Origin of the sequence: Aeromonas rivuli (assembly GCF_020149575.1) — a bacterium.
In the GTDB taxonomy this organism is placed as follows: Bacteria; Pseudomonadota; Gammaproteobacteria; order Enterobacterales; family Aeromonadaceae; genus Aeromonas; species Aeromonas rivuli.
The window spans coordinates 2,604,569-2,629,430 of record NZ_CP079742.1 but is presented as its reverse complement, the minus strand read 5'-3'; the positions used below and the strand labels follow the sequence as shown (position 1 = coordinate 2,629,430).

The 24,862-nt window shown below is 61.8% G+C and carries 23 protein-coding genes and 1 other RNA gene; 10 read left to right on the top strand and 14 right to left on the bottom strand.

Annotated elements, in window-relative coordinates:
• Window positions 1-65 precede the first annotated feature (65 nt).
• Together ssrS and zapA are read right to left on the bottom strand one after the other, a co-directional pair.
• Window positions 66-248: non-coding RNA, 6S RNA (gene ssrS, locus KYK33_RS12185), on the bottom strand.
• 17 nt (window positions 249-265) lie between these two features.
• Window positions 266-598, bottom strand: coding sequence for a cell division protein ZapA (gene zapA / locus KYK33_RS12180; protein WP_042042249.1), 333 nt, complete (start codon window positions 596-598; stop codon window positions 266-268).
• 173 nt (window positions 599-771) lie between these two features.
• Between zapA and KYK33_RS12175 the strand changes: the two genes are divergently transcribed.
• The 8 genes from KYK33_RS12175 (at window position 772) to KYK33_RS12140 (ending at window position 10,812) form a co-directional block, all read left to right on the top strand.
• Window positions 772-1,341 carry a UPF0149 family protein gene (locus KYK33_RS12175; protein WP_042042248.1) on the top strand — a complete coding sequence of 190 codons (570 nt, stop codon included), beginning with the start codon at window positions 772-774 and terminating at the stop codon, window positions 1,339-1,341.
• Window positions 1,342-1,497: 156 nt separating this feature from the next.
• Window positions 1,498-2,745: a 2-octaprenyl-6-methoxyphenyl hydroxylase gene (ubiH, locus tag KYK33_RS12170; RefSeq protein ID WP_224430680.1), complete on the top strand. Its 1,248-nt coding sequence runs from the start codon at window positions 1,498-1,500 to the stop codon at window positions 2,743-2,745.
• 3 nt (window positions 2,746-2,748) lie between these two features.
• On the top strand, window positions 2,749-4,044 hold the full coding sequence (locus KYK33_RS12165) for an FAD-dependent 2-octaprenylphenol hydroxylase (protein ID WP_396021340.1): 1,296 nt from the start codon (window positions 2,749-2,751) through the stop codon (window positions 4,042-4,044).
• 382 nt (window positions 4,045-4,426) lie between these two features.
• On the top strand, window positions 4,427-5,524 hold the full coding sequence (gene gcvT, locus KYK33_RS12160) for a glycine cleavage system aminomethyltransferase GcvT (RefSeq protein ID WP_042042246.1): 1,098 nt from the start codon (window positions 4,427-4,429) through the stop codon (window positions 5,522-5,524).
• 75 nt (window positions 5,525-5,599) lie between these two features.
• A complete protein-coding gene (gcvH, locus tag KYK33_RS12155) occupies window positions 5,600-5,989 on the top strand; it encodes a glycine cleavage system protein GcvH (protein WP_042042245.1) in 390 nt (129 codons plus the stop codon).
• 234 nt (window positions 5,990-6,223) lie between these two features.
• Entirely contained in the window at window positions 6,224-9,103 is a 2,880-nt protein-coding gene (gene gcvP / locus KYK33_RS12150; protein WP_224430679.1) for an aminomethyl-transferring glycine dehydrogenase, read from the top strand.
• A 428-nt stretch (window positions 9,104-9,531) separates the two neighbouring features.
• On the top strand, window positions 9,532-9,912 hold the full coding sequence (locus KYK33_RS12145; protein WP_224430678.1) for a SpoIIAA family protein: 381 nt from the start codon (window positions 9,532-9,534) through the stop codon (window positions 9,910-9,912).
• 150 nt (window positions 9,913-10,062) lie between these two features.
• Window positions 10,063-10,812, top strand: a complete 750-nt coding sequence (locus KYK33_RS12140; RefSeq protein WP_224430677.1) for a class I SAM-dependent methyltransferase — start codon at window positions 10,063-10,065, stop codon at window positions 10,810-10,812.
• Between the two features lie 124 nt (window positions 10,813-10,936).
• Here the strand turns inward: KYK33_RS12140 and KYK33_RS12135 are convergent, their stop codons facing one another.
• From KYK33_RS12135 to rnt, 3 genes are all read right to left on the bottom strand, one after another.
• The gene (locus KYK33_RS12135) at window positions 10,937-11,182 is read right to left on the bottom strand and encodes a hypothetical protein (protein WP_042042240.1); all 246 of its coding nucleotides are present in this window, start codon (window positions 11,180-11,182) and stop codon (window positions 10,937-10,939) included.
• Window positions 11,183-11,329: 147 nt separating this feature from the next.
• Window positions 11,330-12,652, bottom strand: coding sequence for a Na+/H+ antiporter family protein (locus tag KYK33_RS12130; RefSeq protein ID WP_042042239.1), 1,323 nt, complete (start codon window positions 12,650-12,652; stop codon window positions 11,330-11,332).
• A 172-nt stretch (window positions 12,653-12,824) separates the two neighbouring features.
• Complete coding sequence (gene rnt / locus KYK33_RS12125) at window positions 12,825-13,505, bottom strand: ribonuclease T (RefSeq protein WP_042042238.1); 681 nt, start codon at window positions 13,503-13,505, stop codon at window positions 12,825-12,827.
• 354 nt (window positions 13,506-13,859) lie between these two features.
• Between rnt and KYK33_RS12120 the strand changes: the two genes are divergently transcribed.
• Window positions 13,860-14,735 (top strand): flagellar protein MotY, encoded by an 876-nt coding sequence (locus KYK33_RS12120; protein ID WP_198135268.1) that lies wholly within the window; start codon window positions 13,860-13,862, stop codon window positions 14,733-14,735.
• Window positions 14,736-14,911: 176 nt separating this feature from the next.
• The gene (locus KYK33_RS12115; RefSeq protein ID WP_224430676.1) at window positions 14,912-15,583 is read left to right on the top strand and encodes a hypothetical protein; all 672 of its coding nucleotides are present in this window, start codon (window positions 14,912-14,914) and stop codon (window positions 15,581-15,583) included.
• A gap of 95 nt (window positions 15,584-15,678) precedes the next feature.
• On the opposite strand, the gene gloA is transcribed toward KYK33_RS12115, so the two are convergent.
• From gloA to KYK33_RS20250, 9 genes are all read right to left on the bottom strand, one after another.
• A complete protein-coding gene (gene gloA / locus KYK33_RS12110) occupies window positions 15,679-16,092 on the bottom strand; it encodes a lactoylglutathione lyase (protein WP_224430675.1) in 414 nt (137 codons plus the stop codon).
• A 3-nt stretch (window positions 16,093-16,095) separates the two neighbouring features.
• Entirely contained in the window at window positions 16,096-16,737 is a 642-nt protein-coding gene (nth, locus tag KYK33_RS12105) for an endonuclease III (protein ID WP_042042235.1), read from the bottom strand.
• Between the two features lie 24 nt (window positions 16,738-16,761).
• Complete coding sequence (locus KYK33_RS12100) at window positions 16,762-17,481, bottom strand: electron transport complex subunit E (RefSeq protein ID WP_042042234.1); 720 nt, start codon at window positions 17,479-17,481, stop codon at window positions 16,762-16,764.
• A complete protein-coding gene (gene rsxG / locus KYK33_RS12095; RefSeq protein WP_224430674.1) occupies window positions 17,478-18,116 on the bottom strand; it encodes an electron transport complex subunit RsxG in 639 nt (212 codons plus the stop codon). The genes KYK33_RS12100 and rsxG overlap by 4 nt, the downstream gene beginning before the upstream one ends.
• 233 nt (window positions 18,117-18,349) lie before the next feature.
• Window positions 18,350-19,402 carry an electron transport complex subunit RsxD gene (rsxD, locus tag KYK33_RS12090; RefSeq protein ID WP_224430673.1) on the bottom strand — a complete coding sequence of 351 codons (1,053 nt, stop codon included), beginning with the start codon at window positions 19,400-19,402 and terminating at the stop codon, window positions 18,350-18,352.
• Window positions 19,403-19,405: 3 nt separating this feature from the next.
• Window positions 19,406-22,039: an electron transport complex subunit RsxC gene (gene rsxC, locus KYK33_RS12085; RefSeq protein ID WP_224430672.1), complete on the bottom strand. Its 2,634-nt coding sequence runs from the start codon at window positions 22,037-22,039 to the stop codon at window positions 19,406-19,408.
• A 2-nt stretch (window positions 22,040-22,041) separates the two neighbouring features.
• On the bottom strand, window positions 22,042-22,605 hold the full coding sequence (gene rsxB / locus KYK33_RS12080) for an electron transport complex subunit RsxB (protein WP_042042231.1): 564 nt from the start codon (window positions 22,603-22,605) through the stop codon (window positions 22,042-22,044).
• Window positions 22,606-22,609: 4 nt separating this feature from the next.
• Window positions 22,610-23,191: an electron transport complex subunit RsxA gene (gene rsxA / locus KYK33_RS12075; protein WP_042042230.1), complete on the bottom strand. Its 582-nt coding sequence runs from the start codon at window positions 23,189-23,191 to the stop codon at window positions 22,610-22,612.
• Window positions 23,192-23,518: 327 nt separating this feature from the next.
• On the bottom strand, window positions 23,519-24,817 hold the full coding sequence (locus KYK33_RS20250) for a methyl-accepting chemotaxis protein (protein ID WP_396021339.1): 1,299 nt from the start codon (window positions 24,815-24,817) through the stop codon (window positions 23,519-23,521).
• Between the last annotated feature and the right edge of the window lie 45 nt (window positions 24,818-24,862).

Genomic DNA, 24,862 nt, shown 5'->3' with positions numbered 1-24,862 from the left:
GCGACAGGCTGCGCAAAAGAGACAAAAGAAAAGGCCCGTCATCAAGATGACGGGCCTTTTGCTGTTGGTACCCCGGAGATGCCGTTGCCGGTTTGGGCCCTTGAACCGTAGGTTCAAGGCGGAGATCGAGTCTGACCGCAGGCTTCTCGGTCGAGCCGAGCATGCACAATAGCCAGAAGGCCGATCCCCTGTTTGGTTTGATTATCGGCTCGGGGACTTGAACCGGCTGACAAACACTCCAGGGAATTTTAAAACGGGTCGCGCGTTAAGGCTTTTTGGCCTCTTCGCCATTGTCACCATACTGTCCATGCTCGATCAGGGCTGCTTCTATGGTGCGTTGCAGCATCTTGATCCGCTTGTCCATGGTCTCAGAGTATTGGTGGTTCTTCTCTTTTTCAAGGCAGAGCTCATGACAGAAATTGAGCGCCGCCATGATGGCCAGCTGTTCATTGCTGGAGACCTTGGAGCGTTGACGCAGCTCGACAAGCTTGCTGGATAACTGATCGGCGGCCTGGCGCAGGGCATCCTGCTGTCCTGGGGGACAGGATACCTTGTAGGGACGTCCCAAAACGACGATTTCTACGGCCTCTGTGCTCATGCCTTCCTCAATACGGCGGGGGTGATTTCCGCCTTTATCCATGTGGACAACTGGGCGGGACTATATAGCGCAGATGCAGAAGTTTCAAGGCCTTGCTGGCTCTGGGCGGGTGAGAATGCTAGGATCTTGACCATCAATTCCGGCTATTTGACTGAACTTTGAGCGGATCCCCGATGAGCAAGACAACCCCCCCCAATTATGCGGCCCTGGCCGACCTCATGGACCAGCACGAGCTGATGGCCACGGCAGTGGAGGCCCACGGCGTTATCTGTGGCCTGATCTGCGGTGGCGTTCCTCTTGATGACAAGAGCTGGTTAGCCCCTTTCAACGATCTGGTGAACGACGGTTTCGGTCTGCCGGCCCAGGTGCGCCAGGTGATGACGGAGCTCTACCAGGACGCCATCGAGGGGCTGATGGCCCAGAAAGGAGTGGAGCTGTTGCTGCCTAGTGATGATGCCCCCCTGGATGAGCGTATCGATGGGCTGGTGGATTGGTCCCAGGCCTTCCTGGCGGGCTTTGGCGTGGTGCAGCAAGAGCTCTCCAAGGCGTCCGAGGAGCTGCAGGAGATGATCCAGGACATCGCCAACATCACCCAGGTCTCGGAGGAGTTCGATCAGGAGGACGAGGAGAACGAGGTCGCCTTCCTGGTGCTCTATGAGCATGTCAAACTGGGGGTCATGATGACCTTCGAAGAGTTCGGCAAGCGTCCCGACACGCCGGATGCGCCGCCGACGCTGCATTGATCCGGGGTAGACAGCACCCACTCGACGAGGCAGCCATGGCTGCCTCGTCTGTTTGCGGGTTTGCGGGGCGGGCACCATTTTTGCCCGCCACCTCCCATCCCAGCGGGGGCAACTGTGATAGCATGGCCCCACGTTTTATCGGATTCTCTTCATCCCATGACTCACACTGATCCGACCGCAACCGCCCATTCACCTGTCCTGCAGGCCGATATCACCCTGGTTGGCGGTGGCATGAGTGGCGCCGTGCTGGCCCTCTCCCTCGCCGCACTGCGCCGACCGGATGGCAGGCCCTTGCAGATAGTGCTGCTGGAGGCGAGTGCCCTCGCACAGGGCGCGCATCCCGGCTTCGATGCGCGCGCCATTGCGCTGGCCGCCGGTACCTGCGAGGCGCTGGCTCGCCATGGCCTCTGGGCGGGGCTGGCCCCCCATGCCACCCCCATCACCCACATCCATGTCTCGGACCGAGGCCATCTCGGCCAGACCCGCATGACGGCCGCTGAATATGATTTGCCCGCCCTGGGTCAGGTGATTGAGCTCGGCGCCGCCGGTCAGGTCCTGCAAGAAGCCATCGCGCAGACGGCCAATATTCGCATGCTCTGCCCGGTGCAGTTGACGGGGGTCACCCCAAGGGAGCACGCCGTCGAGCTGGCTCTGGCCACGGGGGAGCAGATCATCACCGCCTTGCTGGTCGCGGCCGATGGCGGCCACTCTTTCGTGCGCCAGGCCCTCAATATCCCGGTACGCCGCCATGACTACCGTCAGAGCGCCGTGATAGCCACGGTGCAAACCGCCGCGCATCCGGCCGGGCGCGCCTTCGAGCGCTTCACCGACGGCGGCCCCCTGGCGCTGCTGCCGATGCAGCAAGGGCTCAGCTCTCTGGTCTGGAGCATGCCGGGGGAGGAGGCTGACAGCATCATGGCCCTGAATGACGAGGCCTTCCTGGCCCAATTGCAGCAGGCATTTGGCTGGCGGCTTGGCCGCTTCCTGCGCACCGGGGTACGTCACTGCTACCCGCTGGCACTCACGGCAGCCGATTACCCTCTGGGGCAAAGGACCGTGCTGGTGGGCAACGCCGCCCATCTGTTGCACCCTATCGCGGGGCAGGGGTTCAACCTCGGCATGCGCGATCTCGATGCCCTCTGCGCCATCGTGGCCAGCGCCCTGGCACAGGGGGAGGACATTGGCGGTTACCCGGTGCTGAGCCGTTACTGGCAAGGGCGAAAGGGAGATCAAGAGGCCACCATCTGGCTCACCTCGGCCCTGGCCCAGCTCTTTTCCAACGACCATGGCCCCCTGGTGGCCGGTCGTAATCTGGCGCTCTCTCTGATGGCGCGCGCCAGCTGCCTCAAGGGCCCTCTGGCTCGCCAGACCCTGGGCTTTATCAGCCCAGTCACTAAGGAGTAAGCCATGGAGCAGCATGACATGGTGCAACGGAACAGGGTGCAACCGAGCATGGCGCAATACGATCTGGTCATCGTGGGGGGCGGCATGGTGGGTCTGGCGCTCGCCGCGGCGCTCAAACAGAGCGCACTCAAGATAGCCATCATCGAGGGGCAATTGCCGGATCCCGCGCTGGCGGCGACGCCGGATAACAGGGTCAGCGCCCTGAGCCTCGCCAGTCAGCAGATCCTGCGTGGGGTCGGCGCCTGGCAGGGCATCACCGCACGCCGTTTGCAAGGTTACCAGCAGATGCAGGTGTGGGAGCGCGACAGCTTCGCCCGCATCGAGTTCGATGCCGCCAGCCTGGGGTTGCCCTGGCTTGGTCACATCGTCGAGAACAGGGTTGTTCAATTGGCACTGCAAGAGGCCATCTCGGGGGCTGCTCATATCGACCTGCTGGCGCCGGCCCGGGCCACAAGCCTGCAACAGGGGCAAGAGCATGCCATGCTGACGCTGGAAGATGGCCGAGTGCTGTCGGCCAAGCTGGTGGTGGCCGCCGATGGCGCTCACTCCTGGGTGCGAAAACAGGCCGATATTCCCCTGACCAGCTGGGATTATGGCCACCATGCCCTGGTCGCCACAGTGCGCACCACCGAGGAGCATGGGGCCGTGGCCCGCCAGATCTTCAGCCCCGCCGGACCGCTCGCCTTCCTGCCGCTCTGGCAGCCCACTCTCAGCTCCATCGTCTGGTCGCTGCCCGCCGATGAGGCGCTGCGGCTGCAAGGGTGCGATGAAGAGCACTTCAACCGCGCGCTCACCGCCGCCTTCGATGCGCGTCTCGGCCTGTGCCGGGTGGAGGGAGCCCGCAGTGCCATACCGCTCACCGCCCGTTACGCCCGCGACTTTGCCCGGGAGCGGCTGGTGCTGGTCGGCGATGCGGCTCACACCATACATCCGCTGGCGGGGCAGGGGGTCAATCTGGGGCTGATGGATGCCGCCGCCCTGGCGCAGACGCTGCTGACCCATGTCGCCAAGGGACGGGATATCGGTACCCTGGCCGGGCTGCGCAGTTATGAGCGCTGGCGCAAGACGGAGGCGAGCCGGATGTTGGCCGCCATGGAGGGGTTGAAGCGGCTGTTTGGTGGCGCTCATCCCCTTAAGAAGCTGGTGCGAGGTGTGGGCTTAAGCGCCGTCGATGCCATGATCCCTGTCAAGCAGCGCCTGATCCGCAGCGCCATGGGACTGGAGGGGGAGCTGCCCCTCCTGGCCCGCACCGAGCAGCGTGGCGAGGCATTTTGGGGTATGCCGGGTGAAAAAAACTAATCCCAGGCGCCATTTTTTACAATAAAAGTAATCCGATAGGCTGATGTGCGCGTTTATGGCATCAGCCTTTAATATGGAAAGCTGGCGAAACGTTTTCCTATAAATTGTGACGAGACGGTAAAAATCAAAATTTAACCCTGAAAACTACCGGTCAATACTGTTTTTTCCTCTGTTTTTATCATAGTGTTTGGCCGCTATCAGCATGTTGTGGATTAGTTTTTTTTAAGCGGTGCTCCATCCCGCTTGTCTTATAATCCGCGCCATTGAAGGAACCAGTCCCGCAGCGCCCATGGCGATGTCGGGAGCGAGCCCAGGCCCTGTGGCCTCCTGCTCCACCCGGGAACCGGGATGAGGCAGGCCCAGGTTTTAAGGAAAAACAGCGATGACCCAGACTACCGTATTGCACCCCAAGCACCTGGAAGCCGGCGCCAAGATGGTCGATTTTCACGGCTGGGAGATGCCCATCAACTACGGCTCTCAACTGGAAGAGCACCATGTGGTGCGCACCCAGGCGGGCATGTTCGATGTCTCTCACATGACCATCGTCGATTTGACCGGCGAGCGGGTGAAAGCCTTCCTGCAACATCTGCTGGCCAATGACGTGGCCAAACTCACCACCCCGGGCAAGGCGCTCTACAGCGGCATGCTGACCCCTGAGGGTGGGGTCATCGATGACCTCATTACCTATTATCTGGACGACAGCTTCTATCGCATGGTGGTCAACTCCGCCACCCGCGACAAGGATCTGGCCTGGATCCGCCAGCACGCCGCCGCCTTCGCGGTGACCGTCACCGAACAACCCTCCCTGGCGATGATCGCCGTGCAGGGGCCAGAGGCCAAGGCGCTGGCCGCCAAGGTATTCAATGCCGAGCAGAACGCCGCCGTCGCGGGCATGAAGCCCTTCTTCGGGGTACAAGCCGGGGATCTGTTCATCGCCACCACCGGCTATACCGGCGAAGAGGGTTACGAAATCGTGGTGCCGGAGCATCAGGCCTGCGACCTGTGGCAAGCCCTGCTCGACGCGGGCGTGGCGCCCTGCGGTCTGGGCGCCCGGGACACTCTGCGTCTTGAGGCGGGCATGAACCTCTACGGCCAGGACATGGACGAGAGCATCAGCCCCCTGGCCGCCAACATGGCCTGGACCATCGCCTGGGAGCCGAGCAGCCGTGACTTCATCGGCCGCGCGGCCCTGGAAGCCCAGAAGGCCGCCGGGGATCAGCCCAAGCTGGTCGGGCTGTTGATGGAAGAGAAAGGGGTGCTGCGCACCGGCATGCCGGTCAGCTTCACCAATGCCCAGGGCGAGTCACGCACCGGGGTGATCACCTCAGGCTCCTTCTCGCCGACCCTGGGACTCTCCATTGCCCTGGCCCGGGTGCCTCGCGACATCGGTGACGTGGCCGAAGTCGAGCTTCGCAAGAAGCTGGTAACCGTGAAGGTGACCAAGCCCGCCTTTGTACGCAACGGCCAGAAATTGGTATAACGTTTATCGTTTCAGGCTCGGGGTCCACCCCGGGTCACCCCTGTTCAATGATGCAAGTGAATAAAGGAAGCACACATGAGCCATATCCCGAGCGAACTGAAATATGCCACTTCCCACGAGTGGATCCGTGTCGAAGCCAACGGTGAGGCCGTGGTCGGTATCTCCGAGCACGCCCAGGAGCTGCTGGGTGACATGGTGTTCGTTGACTTGCCGGAAGTGGGCAAGCAGGTTGGTGCCGGTGACGACTGCGCCGTGGCCGAGTCCGTCAAGGCGGCCTCCGACATTTACAGCCCGGTGAGCGGTGAAATCATCGCCGTCAACGAAGAGCTGGAAGGGAGTCCCGAGCTGGTCAACTCCGATCCTTACGGCGCTGGCTGGTTGTTCCGTATCAAGCTGGACGACGCCGAGGAGCTGGCAAATCTGCTGGATGCCGACGGCTACCAGAACGTCGTCGACGAAGAGTAATGTCGCCCAGGCCCTGCACGCGTGCAGGGCCTTTTGCTATGAGCCCCTGCACAGCGCGGGCTTCGCCATGGGAGTGCGCCTTGCCAACTGGCGCGCATCCCAGGCCCGCCCCGCGGAATTATCCTGTGCGGGCGCCTGTTTTATCCGCCGTGGGCAAGTGCCCGCGAGCTGCCGAGCGAGATCTCATCCCTTGGCAAGATCTTCTATCAGGCATATCTACTAGGAAATAGGGAAATGACCCAGTCACTGTTTGAACTCGAGCAAAAAACCAATTTTCTGCGTCGCCACATAGGCCCGGGCGAGAGCGAACTGCGCGCCCTGCTGGCCACTGTCGGTGCCGAGAGTCTGGATGACCTCATCAGCCAGACCGTGCCCGCCGCCATTCGTCGCGAGGCGCCGCTTGGCATAGGCGCGCCCATGACGGAAGTAGAGGCCCTGGCCAAGCTCAAGGGCTACGCCGCTCAGAACCGTATCGCCAAGAGCTACATCGGCATGGGTTATCACGACACCCATGTGCCCCACGTCATCTTGCGCAACGTGCTGGAAAATCCGGGTTGGTACACCGCCTATACCCCTTATCAGCCCGAGCTGGCCCAGGGCCGCCTCGAAGCCCTGCTCAATTTCCAGCAGCTGACCCTGGATCTGACCGGCATGGATCTGGCGAGCGCCTCTCTGCTCGATGAAGCCACTGCCGCCGCCGAGGCCATGGCCCTGGCCAAGCGCATGGCCAAGTCCAAGTCCAACCTCTTCTTCGTCGCCGATGACGTTCACCCCCAGGTGATCGACGTGGTGCGCGAGCGTGCCGTCCATTTCGGCTTCGAGCTGGTGGTGGCCCCGGCCGCCGACGCCGTGAACGAGGAGGTGTTTGGTGCCCTGTTCCAGTACCCCTCGACCACGGGTGAAGTGACCGATCTGGGGGCGCTGATCAAGGCCGTACAGGCCCAGAAGGGTCTGGCTTGTGTCAGTGCCGACATGCTCTCCCTGCTGCTGCTCAAGTCCCCGGGCGAACTGGGTGCCGACGTGGTGCTGGGTAGCGCCCAGCGCTTCGGTGTGCCCATGGGCTACGGTGGTCCTCACGCGGCATTTTTCGCCACCCGTGATGCCTACAAGCGCTCCATGCCGGGCCGCATCATTGGCGTCTCCAAAGACAGCCGCGGCAAGTCTGCCCTGCGCATGGCCATGCAGACCCGCGAGCAGCATATCCGCCGCGAGAAGGCCAACTCCAACATCTGTACCGCCCAGGTGCTGCTGGCCAACATGGCGAGCTTCTATGCCGTCTATCACGGCCCGGTTGGCCTCAAAACCATCGCCAACCGCGTGCACCGTCTGACCAGCATCCTGGCATTGGGACTCACCGCCAAGGGGTTGACCCTCAAGCACGACAGCTGGTTCGACACCATCACACTCCTGACCGCCGACAAGGCCGCCCTGGTAGCCCGTGGCGATGCCATGAACATCAACCTGCGCGCCGACCTGGATGGCGCGGTCGGTGTCTCCCTGTCCGAGACCAGCACCCGCGAAGATGTGGCCGAGCTGTTTGAGCTCTTCCTGGGCCAGGGGCACGGGCTGGATATCGAGACCCTGGATGCCAAGGCGCAGGCTCATCAGGCCATCCCCGCCGAGCTGCTGCGCAGCGATGCCGTGCTGACCCACGAGGTGTTCAACAAGTACCATTCCGAAACCGAGATGCTGCGCTACATCCACCGTCTCGAAGCCAAGGATCTGGCCCTGAACTACGCCATGATCTCCCTGGGCTCCTGCACCATGAAGCTCAACGCCACCGCCGAGATGATCCCGGTGACCTGGCCCGAGTTTGGCAAGCTGCACCCCTTCGCCCCGCTGGCGCAGGCTAAAGGTTACCAGCTGCTGCTGGCAGACCTCGAAGAGTGGCTGGTCAAGATCACCGGCTATGATGCGGTCTGCATGCAGCCAAACTCCGGCGCTCAGGGCGAATACGCCGGTCTGTTGGCCATCAAGAAGTACCACGAGTCCCGCGGCGAAGGGCATCGCGATGTCTGCCTCATTCCGGCGTCGGCCCACGGCACCAACCCGGCCTCCGCCCAGATGGCGAGCCTCAAGGTGATCGTCACCGCCTGTGACAAGTCCGGTAACGTCGATCTTGACGACTTGCGCGCCAAGGCCGCGGAAGTGGGAGACAGGCTCTCCTGCCTGATGGTCACCTATCCCTCCACCCACGGGGTGTATGAGGAGACCATCAAGGAGGTGTGCGACATCGTTCACCAGTACGGTGGTCAGGTCTACCTGGATGGCGCCAACATGAACGCCCAGGTCGGCGTGACGGCGCCAGGCTTTATCGGTGCCGATGTGTCCCACCTCAACTTGCACAAGACCTTTGCCATTCCCCATGGCGGTGGCGGTCCAGGCATGGGCCCCATCGGCGTCAAGCAGCACCTGGCCCCCTTCGTGGCCGGCCACGCCGTCATCAAGACCGACAAGAGCAGCCGCGACAATGGCGCCGTCTCTGCCGCGCCCTTTGGCTCGGCCAGCATCCTGCCCATCAGCTGGATGTATATCGCCATGCTGGGTGACGAGGGGCTGAAGAAATCGACTCAGGTCGCCATCCTCAACGCCAACTACCTGGCCAAGAAACTGGGGGAAGCCTTCCCTGTGCTCTACACCGGCCGCAACAACCGCGTCGCCCACGAGTGCATCCTGGATATTCGTCCCCTCAAGGAGGCCTGTGGCATCAGCGAGATGGATGTGGCCAAGCGTCTGATGGACTACGGTTTCCACGCGCCGACCATGAGCTTCCCGGTGGCGGGAACCCTGATGGTCGAACCGACCGAATCCGAGTCCAAGGCCGAGCTGGATCGCTTCATCGAAGCCATGACCGCCATTCGCGCCGAGATGGAGAAGGTGAAGGATGGCCACTGGAGCCTGACCGACAACCCATTGGTCAATGCCCCCCACACCCAGGATGATGTCATGGACGAGCGCTGGGAGCGGGCTTATACCCGCGCCGAGGCGGTATTCCCGTCCAGCGCGGTGCGCGCCGCCAAGCTGTGGCCCTCGGTCAACCGCATCGATGACGTCTACGGCGATCGCAACCTGTTCTGCTCCTGCATCCCGACCGAGGATTACATCGGGGAGTGAGGCACATGATCGGTGCCATCAAGCGGGGCACAGTGCTCAGCAAGATGAGCTCGGGTAGCTAAGTTGAAAAGTGAGAAGGCCTTGCATCGCGCAAGGCCTTTTTTGTTGATCTGTCTGACGGTGATGCCATAGCGCGAACGGAAACGGCAGAAGAATACGGGCTACTTGCGGTTTGCACCCCTTCAATACCAACCATGGTGAGTGTCGGGTTGGCTACTTGGCATTCAGGCAAGATGTGATAGCCATGGCCTTGCTGTTGCCCATGCTGGTTGAGGGGCAGGGCTGATATAGGTAGTCACATTTCCCACGCCTTTTTAGATCCCTTGGCTTGAGGATCAGGCCGGGGGGCTGCCTCTCCCTGTCAGGGATAGACTCAATTGATAGGACGCCAGAATGAGCTGGCATTCAGCCGTCACAGGAGATGCGGGATGACGATGCAACAACATGGCCTGACCCTGGGGCTGGCCCGGGTGAATGATGTCTCTTTTATTTCAATCAAGGCGGTCGGCAAGCTCAGCCATGAGGATTATCTGGCCATCACTCCCATGCTGGAGGCGGCGCTGAGCCGGGTCGAGGGCAGGGGGGTGAGGGTGCTGCTCGATGCCCGCGAGCTGGAAGGCTGGGAGCTGCGCGCCGCCTGGGACGATCTCACCCTCGGGCTCAGGCATGGCAGCGAGTTTGGCAAGATAGCCCTCTATGGTCAGCAGGGCTGGCAGACCCTCGCTGCCAGGGTCGGCAACTGGTTTCTCTCGGGGGAGGTGAAGGCGTTCGATGATGAAGCTGCGGCCATCGATTGGTTGACCGAGTGACAGCATTACGCAGGGTGGCTCTCTTGCCGGGCATGATGCCAGGAATGGGACTGGGCATGATAGGCTCAAACCCACGGGATCATCTTGTCACGGCGGCCAATGCCGCGTTATCGCCCTTATCCAGAGGCCATCCCCCAAGAGGAGCATGCAATGGACAGTACCCAACGATTTTCGGCCCGGGTTGAGGCCTATGTGAAATACCGCCCTGGCTACCCGGCGGCCATGCTGGATTTTCTCATCCAGGAGCTTGCCATGGGACCCGATGCCGTGGTGGCCGATATCGGGGCGGGTACCGGCATATTGACGGCGCAGCTCGCGCCTCGGGTGAGCCGGGTCTGGGCCCTGGAACCCAATGCGGAGATGCGCGCTGCCGCCGAGGCGCTGCTGGCCGGGGCCAGCAATATCCGCTGGCAGGCGGGGAGCGCGGAGGCAACCGGTCTGGCCGATGCCAGTCTGGATCTGGTGACGGTCGCTCAGGCCTTCCACTGGTTTGACCGAGCAGCCTTCAAGGCCGAGTGTCGCCGAGTGTTGAAGCCAGGTGGCCGGGTCGCCCTCATCTGGAATGACAGGCTGACCGACACCCCGTTTCTCAAGGCCTATGAGGCGGGGCTGCGTGCCTATTCCGGTGACTATGAGGAGGTCAATCATCGCAACCTTGGCGAGGCCGACTTCGACGCCTTCTTCGAGGGAGAGTACCGGCTGGAGTGTTTCGACAACTGCCAGATGTTCGATCTTGATGGTGTGCTGGGGCGGCTCAACTCCTCCTCTTACGCTCCCGCCATCGGGACGCCAGCCTATGAGGCGCTGGCGGCGCTGATCCGGCACGAGTTTGCCCACCACGCCATCGAGGGTCAGATAGCCTTTAACTATCGCACCCTGGTCTATAGCGGCCGGGTCTGAGCATCGACCAGGGTCCCCGGCTTGCTTGCCAGACGCCATCATGAAAAAGCCCTCGCCGTGGCGGGGGCTTTTGCTATCTATCAATCAAGCACGGCAGGGGGCGGATTGCTGGCGCCGCCGAGGATCAGATCTTGTCGATGCCGAGCAGTGCCTTGGCCTTGGCCAGGGTATCGACGGACTCTTGATGGCGACCGGCCTTGTGCAGGGTTTCGCCTTCGGCTCTGAGGGTCTTGACCTCGGCGAGCTGCTCGGCGCTGAGTGCCGGGCCTGTCGCGAGGGCATCGTCTATCTGTTTCATGTCGACCGGGCAGTGGAACGCCAGGGCAGGGGTGCTAAACAGCAGGGCAATCAGCCAATATGCAGGTTTCATGGGGTAGCTCCTTGTTGGTCACTAGCAGTATATAAGCCATGGTTCTTTCACGGGGTGATTGCCCGTCCCTGCGATGCGCCCAGTAAAAAGCCCTCGCCATGACTGGCGAGGGCGTTGTTATCTGGCGATGAGGCCGATTGCGGCGGGTTAGAGCACCATGGCGGCGACCCAGCCAAACAGGATCAGCGGGATATTGTAGTGAATGAAGGTCGGCACCACGGAGTCCCAGATATGGTCGTGCTGGCCGTCGGCGTTCAGGCCAGAGGTGGGCCCCAGGGTGGAGTCCGAGGCGGGGGATCCCGCATCACCCAGGGCGCCGGCTGTGCCGATCAGGGCGATGGTCGCCATGGGGGAGAAGCCAAGCTGCAGACAGAGCGGCACATAGATGGTCGCGATGATGGGCACGGTGGAGAAGGAGGAGCCGATGCCCATGGTGATGAGCAGGCCGACCAGCAGCATCAGGAAGGCGGCGATGCCCTTGTGATGGCCAATCAGGCTGGAGACGGATTGCACCAGACTCTCGACCCCCTGGGTCTCTTTCATCACGGCGGCGAAACCGGCGGCGGAGATCATGATAAAGCCGATGAGGGACATCATGCGCACCCCCTGGGTGAAGGCATCCTGGCTCTCACGAAACTTGATGACGCCACCACAGGTGAAGATGATGAAACCGGCAAGGGCACCGAGCACAATGCTGTCGGTGTAAAGCTGCAGGCCCAGCGCCACGGCGATGGCGACCAGCGCGACCCAGATGTGGGTCAGGTTCAGCTCGACGGATTCGGGCTCGGCGGCCAGGATCTTGGCCAGATCATATTCGCGGGGCTTGCGGTAGCTGATAAAGACGGCAACCAGCAGCCCAAGGAACATGCCAAATACCGGCAGGGCCATGGCCTGGGGGATCTGGCTGTTGACCAGGGTCACCCCATTATCGATGAGGTTCTTGGCCAGGATGTTGTTGAGGAAGATGCCGCCAAAGCCGACCGGCAGCAGCATATAGGTTGCGGTCAGGCCGAAGGTGATGACGCAGGCGACCTGACGCCTGTCCATCTTCATCTGGGCCATCACGTGCAAGAGCGGCGGTATCAGTATGGGAATGAAGGCGATGTGGACCGGGATCAGGTTCTGGGAGGAGATGGCGACCGCCAGCACGGAGGTGAGCAGCAGGGTCTTGACCCAGAGCATCCGTGACGCACTCGCGTCCTTGCCGAGTTGGTTTATCACCTTGCGGGCCAGCAGATCCGTGATGCCGGAGCGGGAGATGGCGACCGCGAAGGCCCCCAGCATGGCGTAGGAGAGGGCTATCTCTGCACCGCCACCCAGGCCGCCACTGAAGGCGCTGAGGGTATCGGTGAGGGAGAGGCCGCCAACCAGGCCGCCGACGATGGCGCTGACCGACAATGAGACGACCACATTGATCCGCAGCAGGCTGAGCACCAGCATCAGCGAGACTGCGATAACAACAGGATTCATGCGACTTCCTTATAATATTGTGTTGTTGTCTGGCGTGTGAAAGGGCGTTAGTTTGCGAAAAACGGGCCAAAAGTCGAGTATAAATTCAGAAAAATGACTCAATCAGTCATTTCAGCTGACGGATATCAAAGAAGGGCTGCCGTGGCAGCCCTTCTCGCAAGGCAACAGGTGGTTACTGTTCGGAGGCCGCGTCTTGTGGCGTTGCCTCAGCGTCAGCCCCGTCGGTTTCCAGCAGGGGCCAACCCCCCAGCGCCTTCCAGCGATTGACGATATGACAAAACAGCTCGGTGGTGCGCTGGGTGTCATAGAGGGCCGAGTGCGCCTCTTTGTTATCGAAGGGGATACGGGCGCTCTGGCACGCCTTGGCCAAGACCGTCTGCCCCAGGGCCAGGCCAGACAGCGCGGCGGTGTCGAAGGTGGCAAAGGGGTGGAAGGGATTGCGCTTGAGGCCGGCACGTTCGGCGGCGGCCATGACGAAGCCGTGATCGAAGGGGGCATTGTGGGCCACGACGATGGCGCGGTTGCAGTCCTGCTCCTTCATGCCCTTGCGGATCCCCTTGAAGATCTCGGTGAGCGCTTCCTTCTCGTCTACGGCGCCGCGCAGCGGGTTGTAGGGATCGATGCCGGTAAAGTCGAGGGCGGCTTTCTCCAGGTTGGCGCCTTCGAAGGGGGCAACGTGGAAGTGAAAGACCTGATCGGGCACCAGCCAGCCCGCCTCATCCATCTTGAGGGTGTAGGCGGCGATTTCGAGCAGGGCATCAGTCTTGGCATTGAATCCAGCGGTTTCAACATCGATGACGACGGGGTAAAAGCCACGGAAACGGCCTTTGAGAGTGTTAACGGCGTCGGTCATGGGATCTCGGTCGGCTTGAAGTGAGGCGGCATTATGGCAAATCAGCCTTCATTTGTCGCGCCCGGGTGACAGGCCGCCGGGTTGCCTGCTTGGTAGACCCAGCCCCTTAGTATGTCGTGCTTGGGTAACAGCCTACCGGGATTGCCTACGTGGCAGACCCAGCCTCTTATTTTGTGTCGCGCCTGGGTGGCAGACGGTCAAGGTTGCCTATACCCCAGGCCCGGCCCTCTGGTCTCGAGCGGCAAAGAATTGCCGCCTGCTCCCTAAAGCTTGCCCGGCTCATGCCGATACAGCCTTGAGACAGATGAAAAACGCCCCTGTGATAGGTGCGTGGACCAGGCAGAGGAGAGGCGAGTGAAGGGGTGGACCTTGGGATTGATCAGCATGTCGGTGAGCATGCACTTGCAGGCGGGGGTGGCCGAATTTGGCGCCGGCCTGGATCAATCCGTCTGGCGCCTGACGGCAGACAGCCAGGTCGAGTGTCGCCTCGAACATCCCATCCCGAGCTGGGGCACTGGGGCCTTCGTGAGCCGGGCCGGGCGCAAGATCAACCTCGATTTCGAACTCAAGGGGCTGCGTCAGCAGGCGCAGACCCAGACGGTGAGCCTGGGCAGCATGCCCCCCAACTGGCGTCCGGGTCTCGCCGGGCGGGATATCAGCCAGATCCGCTTCTTCAAGCAGTTTGACGGCCTGGTCGATGGCCAGACCGCCTGGACCATGCTCGATGAACTCGAGAGTGGCCGCATGCCCACCTTCCAGTACCGGGACTGGTATCGCCAGAACCGGGCGGTGCGGGTGTCGCTCTCCAACGTCAATTTTCGGGTCAAGTATCAGGCCTTCATGGATTGCCTGAATGGTCTCTTGCCTTACAGCTTCAATGACATCGCCTTCAGCGTGCTCACCTATGACAAGAACCGCGACAGCCTGTCGGCTTCCTCCAAGCGACGACTCGCCATGATCAGCGAATTCATCAAGGCGGACACCAGCATCGACGTGGTGGTGATTGACGCCTACAGCGACAGCTATGGCGGGCGCTGGCCCAACCAGAAGCTCTCCGAGAAGCGGGCCGATGCCATCAAGAAGGTGTTCCTCGATTTGGGGATAGAGGAGGGCAAGATCTCGGTGGAGGGCCATGGGGAGAAACAGCATGTCGCCTCCAACGAGACCGAAGAGGGACGAGCCAGGAACCGGCGGGTGGTGATTAGCATGGGGCGTAGCGGAGCCATCTGATTTTTGCTAGTTTGGGACTCACGGGTGCCGGATAAGGGATGCTGGCGCCATGATGCGATGAGAGACAAGCCCAGATGAGAAAATTGACTGCCCTAGCGGGTTTGCTATCCAGCTTGGCGCTGAGTGGTTGCGCCAATACCCCCGACCAACACGGCCATTATGTTCAGGAGCCCACCATGAGCTGGGCCTGGAACGTCACCGCCTATGGTGGCTACCCCAACCTGATCCGTGACAACCCCTATCGCGAGCAAGCCAGCCTGAGTGAACAGGAGGGCAAAGGCATCATACTGCCGGACTCCCTGGTCGAGGCTTATCCGCTGACCCGCGCCAGTGTGGTGACCGCCCCCCTCCATGATGGTGAAGCCTATGATGATGCCGAGGTGGTGCGCCGCGTCCTGCTTGAGCAGTACCAGATCCGCGAACCCCTTGCCGATATCCGCGAAGAGCCCATCCGCCTGCAACCCCTGCTGCGCTCCGGCAACCTCGCGGGCTTCGTGTGCCATGACTATCAGGCGCCTCTGCTGGTGACCACGGTCAGTACCGGCGCCTATACCCACGAGTGCCTGGTGCCGGGCTACGAGGAGTTCAGTGTCTACGTCAAAGCGGTCCGTGAGGCCGATGGCAGCGAGTTTGGCCCGATACTGGGGCTCCCTCAGGGCCGTTATACCGTGCTGACGGTGCGCAGCGACCTCGGTGAGCTGCTGGTGCCCCGCGCCTTGCCAACGGTGCCTGTCTTCCAGTTCAAAAACGGCATCTATGTGGTCAACAGCAACGAGTTGCCCTTCGTTGCCCCCAATCAGGCGGGCAAACGGCTGGTGTTCCTCGATGGTCAGCCCAGCTTGCTGTGACATCAGGGATCGCGCATCGCAGAAGGGGGAGCCAATGGCTCCCCCTTCTCATTAACGGCCCAGGCGGTGAGCACAGGGCTGGCTAGCGCCGCATGTTAGAGGCTCTCACCCAGGCCTGCGCCTGCATCCTTCTTGGCGATCAGCTCAATCTTGTAACCGTCAGGATCCTCGACGAAGGCGATAACGGTGCTGCCGCCCATCACGGGACCCGGCTCGCGGGTGATCTTGGCCCCGGCGGCGCGCAGTGCCTCGCAGGTGGCGTAGATGTCATCCGCTTCCAGGGCGATGTGACCGTAGGCCGAGCCCAGCTCATACTCGCTCACGCCCCAGTTGTAGGTCAGCTCGATGACAGCCTCATCCTTCTCATCCCCATAACCGACGAAGGCCAGGGTGTACTTGTACTGGCTATTCTCGCTCTTGCGCAGCAGGGTCATGCCCAGTACACGGGTGTAGAAGTCGATGGAGCGTTGCAGATCGCCAACGCGCAGCATGGTATGCAGGATTCTCATTGATCAGTTCTCCGGGTAGATTTTTTCTTTGTACTCACACAAGTCTTCAATGATACAGGAGCCGCAGCGCGGCTTGCGAGCGAGACAGGTGTAGCGCCCATGGAGGATCAGCCAGTGATGGACATCCAGCTTGAACTCGGCGGGGACCACCTTGAGCAGCTTCTCCTCCACCTGATCCACATTCTTGCCCGGCGCAAAACCTGTGCGATTCGACACCCGGAAAATATGGGTGTCCACGGCGATGGTCGGCCAGCCAAAGGCGGTGTTGAGCACCACATTGGCGGTCTTGCGGCCCACCCCCGGCAGAGCCTCGAGGGCCTCGCGGTTTTCGGGCACCTCACCCCCATGGCGTTCCAGCAAGATGGCGCAGGTCTTGATGACGTTCTCGGCCTTGGTATTGAACAGGCCAATGGTCTTGATGTACTGCTTGAGGCCATCGACCCCGAGCGCCAGTATGCTGGCCGGGGTATTGGCGACCGGATAGAGCTTGTCGGTCGCCTTGTTGACGCCGACATCTGTCGCCTGGGCCGAGAGCAGCACCGCGATGAGCAGCTCGAAGGGGGTGCTGTAGTTGAGCTCGGTCTTGGGTGCAGGATTGTTTTCGCGCAGTCGTGTCAGGATCTGGCGCCGCTTTTCGTTATTCATCGCTCACTCATCCGCAAATGGTACTTATAACTCGGTGGCGCGGGCGCCCGGTGCCGGTACGCTGCAGTGAGCCTTCTCTGCCACCTGCTTGCGGCCCAGCCAGTCATTGATGCCATTCTTGGCGGCGATGAGCAGCCCCAGGCCGATAAAGCCGCCGGGGGGCAGGATGGCCAGCAGCAAGGCCGAACCCGGTGCGAAGATCTCGATACGCAGGGACTTGGCCCAGTCGCCCAATAGCAGTTCGGCACCATCAAACAGGGTGCCCATGCCGATGATCTCGCGCATGGCGCCGAGCAGCAGCAGCACTAGCGTGAAACCGAGTCCCATCATCAGGCCATCCAGGGCCGCCAGCAGGGGCGGCTGTTTGGAGGCATAGGCCTCGGCCCGCCCTATGATGACGCAGTTGGTGACAATCAGCGCGATGAAGATGCCAAGGGCCTGATAGAGACCGTAGGTGTAGGCGTTCATCAGCAGCTGCACGCAGGTCACCAGGGAGGCGATGATCATCACATAGATGGGGATGCGCACGTCGCGGGGCACCCAGTGGCGGACCAGAGAGACCGCCAGATTGGAGCCTATCAGCACCGCCATGGTGGCCAGTCCCAGCCCCAGGGCGTTGGTGAAGGTGGAGGAGACCGCCAGGGTCGGGCAGAGCCCCAGCACCTGAACCAGGGAGGGATTATTCTTCCACAGCCCCTGGAGCATCAGCTCCTTGACCTCAGAACCTTGATTTTCGTCGCTCATTGGCTCTCTCCGGCCCGTTCACAAGAGGGGGCATCTGCCAGCACCTCGGGATGAGTCTGTTGCAAACGCAGCAGGTTGGCAACTGCCTTGACCACGGCCCGCGGGGTGATAGTCGCGCCGGTGAAGGCATCAAAATCACCGCCATCCTTCTTGACTGCCCAGCTCTTGGCGTTATCCGTGGTCAGGCTATGACCGTTGAAGCTCAAGATCCAGTTCGATTTCTTCAGCTCAATCTTGTCCCCCAGCCCCGGGGTCTCTTTGTGAGCCAAGACTCGCACCCCGCTCACCTTGCCACTGGCGTCGGTGCCGACGATGAGGCGGATGGCACCGCTATAGCCATCGGGGGCAACTGTCTCCAGGGCATAACCGGTCACCTTGCCCGCCTGAGTCGCGGTGTAGAGCGGCATGGCCTGATCGCTGCCGAGCAGGGGGCTGGTCACTCGCTTGCAGCTGGCCACCAGATCGTTGTCGTAGCTGCCAGGAGGGAGCAGCTCATTCAAGGTGGCGAGCTTCTCCCGCTGCTGCTGGTGGGCAATCTTGTCCTGGGTGAGCAGATGGGTGGCCACGACCAGGCTGGTGCAGACCAGGGCGAACAACGCCAGGGTGACCCCATTTTTGCGCATGCTGCTCAGCATTGGGGAGCTCCTTGAATAACGGGGAAGGAGGCGCTCATTTACGGCGTTCTCCATGGGTCTTGGGACGAGTCAGACTGTCAATCTCTGTGGCCACGCAGAGGTTGGCCAGTTGATATGAGGAGGCGCTCATTTACGGCGTTCTCCATGGGTCTTGGGCCGAGTCAGGCTGTCAATCCCTGTGGTCACGCAGAGGTTGGCCAGCCGCACTGTGCAAGCTTGATATGAGGAGGCGCTCATTTACGGCGTTCTCCGTAGGTCTTGGGCCGAGTCAGGCTGTCAATCATGGGTACACAGAGGTTGGCCAGCAATACGGCGAAGGCGATGGCATCGGGATAGCCCCCGAAACGACGAATGATGTAGATCAGGATGCCGATGAGGGCGCCATAGACGAGGCGGCCCCGGGCCGTGGTGGAGGCGCTGACCGGATCGGTGGCAATGAAGAAGGCTCCCAGCATGGTGGCGCCGCTGAACAGGTGGAACATGGGGGTGCCGGTGGCATCGGGGCTGATGAGATAACCCAGGGTCGCGGCGCCAAACAGACTGGCCAGCACGGCGACCGGGATGCGCCAGGCAATTACCTTCTGTTGCAGCAGGAAGAGGCCGCCCAGCAGATAGCCCAGATTGACCCAGCTCCAGCCGATGCCGCCCCAACCCTCGAACACCGCATGGCTCATGACCTCGCTGGCGGTCAGCCCCTGGCCGAGGCCAGTCTTGAGGGTGTCGAGGGGGGTCGCCATGGTGAGACCATCTATCCCCTGCTTGAGCTGGGCCATGCTGTAGCCGTCCAGACTGAAGCCGGTGAAAATGGTCGAGACGGCATCCCCAAAGCCCAGTCCGTAGGCGCGGATGCTGTCGGGGGGTAGCCAGCTGGTCATCTGCACCGGGAAGGAGACCAGCAGCAGCACATAGGCCACCATGGCCGGATTGAACAGGTTCTGGCCCAGGCCCCCATAGAGGTGTTTGGCGATGATGATGGCAAAGGCGGTCGCGACCAGGGTCATCCACCAGGGCAGCAGAGGAGGCAGCGCCAGCCCTATCAGCACGGCGGTGAGCAGGGCGCTGCCATCGAGCAACGCGGGCTTGACGGGACGGCCACGCAGGCGCAGCACCAAGGCTTCGCAACCCAGCGCCGTGACCGCGGCCAGGGTTATCTGGATGACGCTTCCCCAGCCGAAGAACCAGATCTGGGCGGCGAGCCCGGGCAGGCAGGCCAGGATCACCAGCACCATCAGGGTCTGGGTCTGCTTGCGGTTATGGGCGAAGGGGGCACTCGCGATGTTGAACATGAGTCAGGTATCCATCTTGCTATCAGTCTGACTAGCACTGTCTGTGGTGGTGTCCCGCTCGGCCTTCTTGGCTTTGGCGCGGGCGATGGCGGCGGCAATGGCGGCTTTTTTGGGATCGGGTGCCTCGGTCGCGGGGGCGTCGTCACTCACCTGCGAGGAAGGGGTATCGACGGCTGCGTCAGGCTGCGCGGCCTCTGCCGCTTTCTTGGCCTTGGCGCGAGCGATGGCGGCGGCAATGGCGGCTTTTTTGGGATCGGGTGCCTCGGTCGCGGGGGCGTCGTCACTCACCTGCGAGGAAGGGGTATCGACGGCTGCGTCAGGCTGCGCGGCCTCTGCCGCTTTCTTGGCCTTGGCGCGAGCGATGGCGGCGGCAATGGCCGCTTTCTTGGGATCGGGTGCCTCGGTCGCGGGGGCGTCGTCACTCACCTGTGGTGAAACGGCATCGCTGGCGCCGTCAGGCAGCGCGGCCTCTGCCGCCTTCTTGGCCTTGGCGCGGGCGATGGCGGCGGCAATGGCGGCTTTTTTGGGATCGGGTGCCTCGGTCGCGGGGGCGTCGTCACTTACCTGTGGTGAAACGGCATCGCTGGCGCCGCCAGGTTGCGCGGCCTCTGCCGCCTTCTTGGCCTTGGCGCGGGCGATGGCGGCGGCAATGGCTGCTTTCTTGGGATCGGGTGCCTCGGTCGCGGGGGCGTCGTCACTCACCTGCGGTGAAACGGCATCGACGGCTGCATCAGGCTGCGCGGCCTCTGCCGCTTTCTTGGCCTTGGCGCGAGCGATGGCGGCGGCAATGGCTGCTTTCTTGGGATCGGGTGCCTCGGTCGCGGGGGCGTCGTCACTTACCTGCTGTGAAACGGCATCGCTGGCGCCGTCAGGTTGCGCGGCCTCTGCCGCCTTCTTGGCCTTGGCGCGGGCGATGGCGGCGGCAATGGCGGCTTTCTTGGGATCGGGTGCCTCGGTCGCGGGTTCACTGTCACTGACGGCGGAGGGGGAAGCCTGCGGCTCCGCCGCCTTGGCGGCACGGCGCGCCAGTGCTTCTTGCTTGCGCGCCTCCCGGGCTGCGGCCATGGCCGTGTTATCCAGGGCGCCCTCGTTGATGGGGGCATCCTGTTTGGCCTTGATCCGCGCCAGGGCGGCAGCGACCGGGTCTTCGCCACTGGCCGCGGCCATGGCCTGACGGCGCTGCGCCGCAGCCTCTGCGTGACGGGCCTCGCGAGCGGCCTTGTCCCGCTCGAAGCGGGCCTGCTTGGCTTCGAAGCGCAAGCGGGCCCGTTCGGCCTTCTCGGCCTCTTCGCGAGCCTCGCGAATGTCATCCTTGGCAATCTTGTAGTACTGCACCAGGGGGATCTGGCTCGGGCAGACCCAGGCACAGGCGCCGCACTCGATGCAGTCGAACAGGTTGAGCTTCTCGGCCTTCTCATACTCCTTGGCACGGCTGTACCAGTAGAGCTCCTGGGGCAGCAGGGTGGCGGGGCAGACATCGGCGCAGGCGCTGCAGCGGATGCAGGACTGCTCGGGTTCGGGGGGGGGCAGCTCGACCTGGGTTGGCGCGAGCAGGCAGTTGGTGGCCTTGACCACGGGCACCATGGCATGGGGCAGGGTGAAGCCCATCATGGGGCCCCCCATGATCACCCGCTGGCCCGGCTCCGGCTGCAGCTCGAAACGCTTGAGGAGCCAGCGTACCGGGGTGCCAAGGCGCACCCAGGCATTGCCCGGCTGCTTGAAGGCCTCGCCAGTGAGGGTGACGATGCGCTCGATGAGCGGCTCGCCATCCATGACGGCGCGCTTGATGGCGAACACGGTGGCGACGTTGAGCACCATGATGCCAATATCGACCGCCCGGCCCCCCTTGGGCACCTGGCGACCGGTCAGCAGCTCTATGGTCTGCTTGGCGCCCCCGGAGGGGTACTTGGTCGGTACCTCTCGCACCAGGATGTCAGATTCGGCGTCGGCTATCTGCTGGCGCAGTGACATGGCGGCGTCCGGCTTGTTGTCTTCCACGCCGACCAGGGTGAGCTTGGGTTTGAGCAGATGCTTGAGCACCCGGATGCCGTCGAGGATCTCGTCCGCGTATTCACGCATCAGCCGGTCATCCGTGGTGATATAGGGCTCGCACTCCAGGCCGTTGATGATCAGGATCTCGGTGAGCTGGCCATGGCCATCGAGCTTGCTGTGGGTCGGGAAGACGGCGCCGCCCAGGCCCGCTATACCCGCACCTTGAATACGTTCGAGCAGGCTGACTCTGTCCAGATTCCAGTAGTCAGGTTGAGGCTGACGTTCACACCAGGCATCTTCTCCATCGGGAACAAGGGTGATGCAGAGATCGGAGAGACCGGATGGGTGCGCAACGGTGTGCTGGCCGATGGCGCTGATCACCCCGGAGCTGCTGGCGTGCACCGGCACGAAGCGGCCACGTTCGAAGGCCGTGAGAGGTTGGCCCTTCTTGACCTTATCACCGACCTTGACCAGCAAGGCGCCAGCCTGGCCCGCGTGCTGGCGCACCGGAATGATAAGCTCGGGGGGCAGCCCGGCCTGCACGACAGGGTGCTGGCTCGACTGATGCTTGTTCTCTGGGGGATGGATGCCGCCATGAAAATCCCACAGGGCCCCGGCCTTGATGCGTTCGATAACAGACTGCATGACTACTCCACCATCTTGACCGGGATAACGACGCTATTGAGATCCCACTTCCAGTTATCGACCGTGGTGGGCACGGGGATCATCTCGATGCAATCGGTGGGGCAGGGGTCGACGCAGAGGTCGCAACCCGTGCACTCGGCGGTGATGACGGTGTGCATCGCCTTGGTTGCACCGACAATGGCGTCGACCGGACAGGCCTGGATGCACTTGGTGCAACCGATGCACTGATCCTCATGAATGAAGGCGACCTTCTTGATGGGCACGGCGGCGTGATCGCCCCCCATGGCCAGGGGTTCTACCCCCATGAGATCGGCGATCTTGCGCATGGTGGCATCGCCACCTGGTACGCACTTGTTGACGGCATCGCCATTGGCGAGGGCCTCTGCGTAGGGTTTGCAGCCCGGGTAACCGCATTGACCACACTGGGTCTGAGGCAGCAAGGCATCGAGCTGATCGACGATGGGATCGGCTTCAACCTTGAACTTGACGGCGGCAAATCCCAGGATGAGACCGAAGGCCAGGGCCAACAGCGCCAGAACCAGGATGGCAAACAATAAGTGAGTCATAGGGCTATATCTTGATGAGGCCGGTAAAGCCCATGAAGGCAAGGGACATCAGGCCCGCGGTGATCATGGCAATGGAGACGCCGCGAAACGGTGCCGGAACATCGGCGGCCACCAGGCGCTCACGCATGGCGGCAAACAGCACCAGCACCAGGGCGAAACCGGCGGCGGCACCAAAGCCATAGATGATGCTCTGGATGAAGTTGTGGCGCTCATTGATGTTGAGCAGGGCAACCCCAAGCACGGCACAGTTGGTGGTGATGAGGGGCAAAAAGATGCCGAGCAGGCGATAGAGGGTCGGGCTGCTCTTGCGCACCACCATCTCGGTAAATTGCACCACCACGGCGATCACCAGGATAAAGGCCAGGGTGCGCAGATACCCGACCGAAAGCGGCAGCAGAATGTAATGTTCCACCAGGTAGGAGCAGGCGCTGGCCAGGGTCAGTACGAAGGTGGTCGCCAGTCCCATGCCGATGGCGGTCTCCAGCTTGCCGGAGACGCCCATGAAGGGGCAGAGGCCGAGAAATTTCACCAGCACGAAGTTGTTCACCAACACGGTGCCAATCAGTAAAAGCAGGTACTCAGTCATCAGATTTGGATTATCCGCTGTGAAGGCGGGCGGTATTATCTGATGTTAGGGGGTCAGAAACAACCGCAAGCCCGCATGGTTATTATTGAATTCCTCCAGGCGTTCCTGAAAAAGTCACAGGATGACCATGGCGCCGAGATGGGAAAGCAGAAGGGGCTGGGCAGGGCAACCGTTTATAGAGGCACTGCGCTGGGGTTGATGCTGACGCTATGGTAATGCTGCGCACTGCCGGTTCCGTGGCGCCATCAGGCAGGGAATGCACCCTGCCCGATGGCCTCACTCCGCTCAAGGCGCCGCGAAACGCGCCATCTCGGTTACGAAACTCCCTTACAAAGAGAGATTTTTGACGGTATCCGAGACCGAATTGGCATCCTTGATGATCTCTTCGATGACCTCCGAAATGATGCCTGCCTGTTCTTGACCCGCAATGGCATTGGTGGAGACCACGCCAACCGTCTGGGTGATCCGCGCGGTAATGCTGGAGTTCTGCTTGATCACCGCCCCTATCTCACTGGTGGAGGTGCTGGTTCTGGCGGCCAGTTGCCGCACTTCGTCGGCGACCACGGCAAAGCCTCGTCCCTGCTCCCCGGCGCGCGCGGCCTCTATGGCTGCATTCAGCGCCAATAGATTGGTCTGATCCGCGATGCTGCTGATGGTGGAGATGATGGCTTCGATGCTTCTCGACTGCTGGTTGAGCAGTTCAATCTGGTTGGCCACATCACCGACGGAGGTGTTGATATGATTCGATGTGGTGAGCACCTTGTCGATCACCTGACGGCCCCTGGCGGCGCTGGCCACCGTTTCGCCTGCAATGGCGCAGGCGGTGTGGGCGGCCTCCTTGATGGAGAGGGATTTCTCTACCCGCTCGGTGATGTCACTGGCCAGCTTGATGATTTTGACCACCTTGCCCTCATGGTTGAAGATGGGGTTGTAAGTGGCCTCGAGCCAGATCTTCTGACCCTGTTTGCCAAAGCGCATAAAGAGCCCGGTCTTGATGTCCCCTGAGCCCAGATCGCGCCAGAAGTGGGGGTTTTTCTTGTAAAAATCGTCATCACAAAACTGGCGGTGTGCCTTGCCTGTCACCTCGTCCAGCCGGTATCCGAAGCAATCGAGGAAATTCTGATTGGCGGTGATGACGGTGCCATCTGGCTCAAAGTCAATGACGGCCAGGGATTTGTCCAGTGCGGCCAGCAGCGCCTGGGTACGCTCCAGTGATGATTGCTGCGCAGTGACATCCGAAGCCACCTTGGCCACCTTGCTCACCTTGCCATCGACCATGATGGGGAAATAGGTGGCTTCGAGCCAGATGGCCTTGCCTGACTTGGATTGGCGGATAAAGCGACCATTGCGAAAGGCGCCGCCGCGAAGATCTCGCCACAGGGACTCATAGTCGCGGCTCTTGACGTCATCCGGGAAACAGAGTGCGCTGTGATGCTGACCCATCACCTCATCACGATTGAAACCCACAATCTTTAAAAAGAGATCGTTGACGAAGGTGACTATCCCCTCCGGGGTGAACTGGATGTAGGGAACCTGAGATTGGATGGCCTGTTCGAAGGCCCCCAGCTCCACCACTCTTGCCGCCTGTTCACTCGCTTCCTTGCTGGCTGTGCGTTTCCAGAACATAACAGAGCTCCTCCATGAGACCCTTGAATGACAGACTGACCGTAA

What these genes read in the sequence shown, in the direction of transcription:
- KYK33_RS20250 (WP_396021339.1), bottom strand. Translation starts at nt 24,817, where the DNA reads ATGTTCTGGAAACGCACAGCCAGCAAGGAAGCGAGTGAACAGGCGGCA.
- KYK33_RS12115 (WP_224430676.1), top strand. Translation starts at nt 14,912, where the DNA reads ATGAGCTGGGCCTGGAACGTCACCGCCTATGGTGGCTACCCCAACCTG.
- gcvT (WP_042042246.1), top strand. Translation starts at nt 4,427, where the DNA reads ATGACCCAGACTACCGTATTGCACCCCAAGCACCTGGAAGCCGGCGCC.
- gcvP (WP_224430679.1), top strand. Translation starts at nt 6,224, where the DNA reads ATGACCCAGTCACTGTTTGAACTCGAGCAAAAAACCAATTTTCTGCGT.
- ubiH (WP_224430680.1), top strand. Translation starts at nt 1,498, where the DNA reads ATGACTCACACTGATCCGACCGCAACCGCCCATTCACCTGTCCTGCAG.
- rsxA (WP_042042230.1), bottom strand. Translation starts at nt 23,191, where the DNA reads ATGACTGAGTACCTGCTTTTACTGATTGGCACCGTGTTGGTGAACAAC.
- KYK33_RS12135 (WP_042042240.1), bottom strand. Translation starts at nt 11,182, where the DNA reads ATGAAACCTGCATATTGGCTGATTGCCCTGCTGTTTAGCACCCCTGCC.
- gcvH (WP_042042245.1), top strand. Translation starts at nt 5,600, where the DNA reads ATGAGCCATATCCCGAGCGAACTGAAATATGCCACTTCCCACGAGTGG.
- rnt (WP_042042238.1), bottom strand. Translation starts at nt 13,505, where the DNA reads ATGACCGACGCCGTTAACACTCTCAAAGGCCGTTTCCGTGGCTTTTAC.
- KYK33_RS12145 (WP_224430678.1), top strand. Translation starts at nt 9,532, where the DNA reads ATGACGATGCAACAACATGGCCTGACCCTGGGGCTGGCCCGGGTGAAT.
- KYK33_RS12140 (WP_224430677.1), top strand. Translation starts at nt 10,063, where the DNA reads ATGGACAGTACCCAACGATTTTCGGCCCGGGTTGAGGCCTATGTGAAA.
- rsxG (WP_224430674.1), bottom strand. Translation starts at nt 18,116, where the DNA reads ATGCTGAGCAGCATGCGCAAAAATGGGGTCACCCTGGCGTTGTTCGCC.
- KYK33_RS12165 (WP_396021340.1), top strand. Translation starts at nt 2,749, where the DNA reads ATGGAGCAGCATGACATGGTGCAACGGAACAGGGTGCAACCGAGCATG.
- KYK33_RS12100 (WP_042042234.1), bottom strand. Translation starts at nt 17,481, where the DNA reads ATGAGCGACGAAAATCAAGGTTCTGAGGTCAAGGAGCTGATGCTCCAG.
- zapA (WP_042042249.1), bottom strand. Translation starts at nt 598, where the DNA reads ATGAGCACAGAGGCCGTAGAAATCGTCGTTTTGGGACGTCCCTACAAG.
- rsxC (WP_224430672.1), bottom strand. Translation starts at nt 22,039, where the DNA reads ATGCAGTCTGTTATCGAACGCATCAAGGCCGGGGCCCTGTGGGATTTT.
- nth (WP_042042235.1), bottom strand. Translation starts at nt 16,737, where the DNA reads ATGAATAACGAAAAGCGGCGCCAGATCCTGACACGACTGCGCGAAAAC.
- rsxB (WP_042042231.1), bottom strand. Translation starts at nt 22,605, where the DNA reads ATGACTCACTTATTGTTTGCCATCCTGGTTCTGGCGCTGTTGGCCCTG.
- KYK33_RS12175 (WP_042042248.1), top strand. Translation starts at nt 772, where the DNA reads ATGAGCAAGACAACCCCCCCCAATTATGCGGCCCTGGCCGACCTCATG.
- rsxD (WP_224430673.1), bottom strand. Translation starts at nt 19,402, where the DNA reads ATGTTCAACATCGCGAGTGCCCCCTTCGCCCATAACCGCAAGCAGACC.
- KYK33_RS12130 (WP_042042239.1), bottom strand. Translation starts at nt 12,652, where the DNA reads ATGAATCCTGTTGTTATCGCAGTCTCGCTGATGCTGGTGCTCAGCCTG.
- gloA (WP_224430675.1), bottom strand. Translation starts at nt 16,092, where the DNA reads ATGAGAATCCTGCATACCATGCTGCGCGTTGGCGATCTGCAACGCTCC.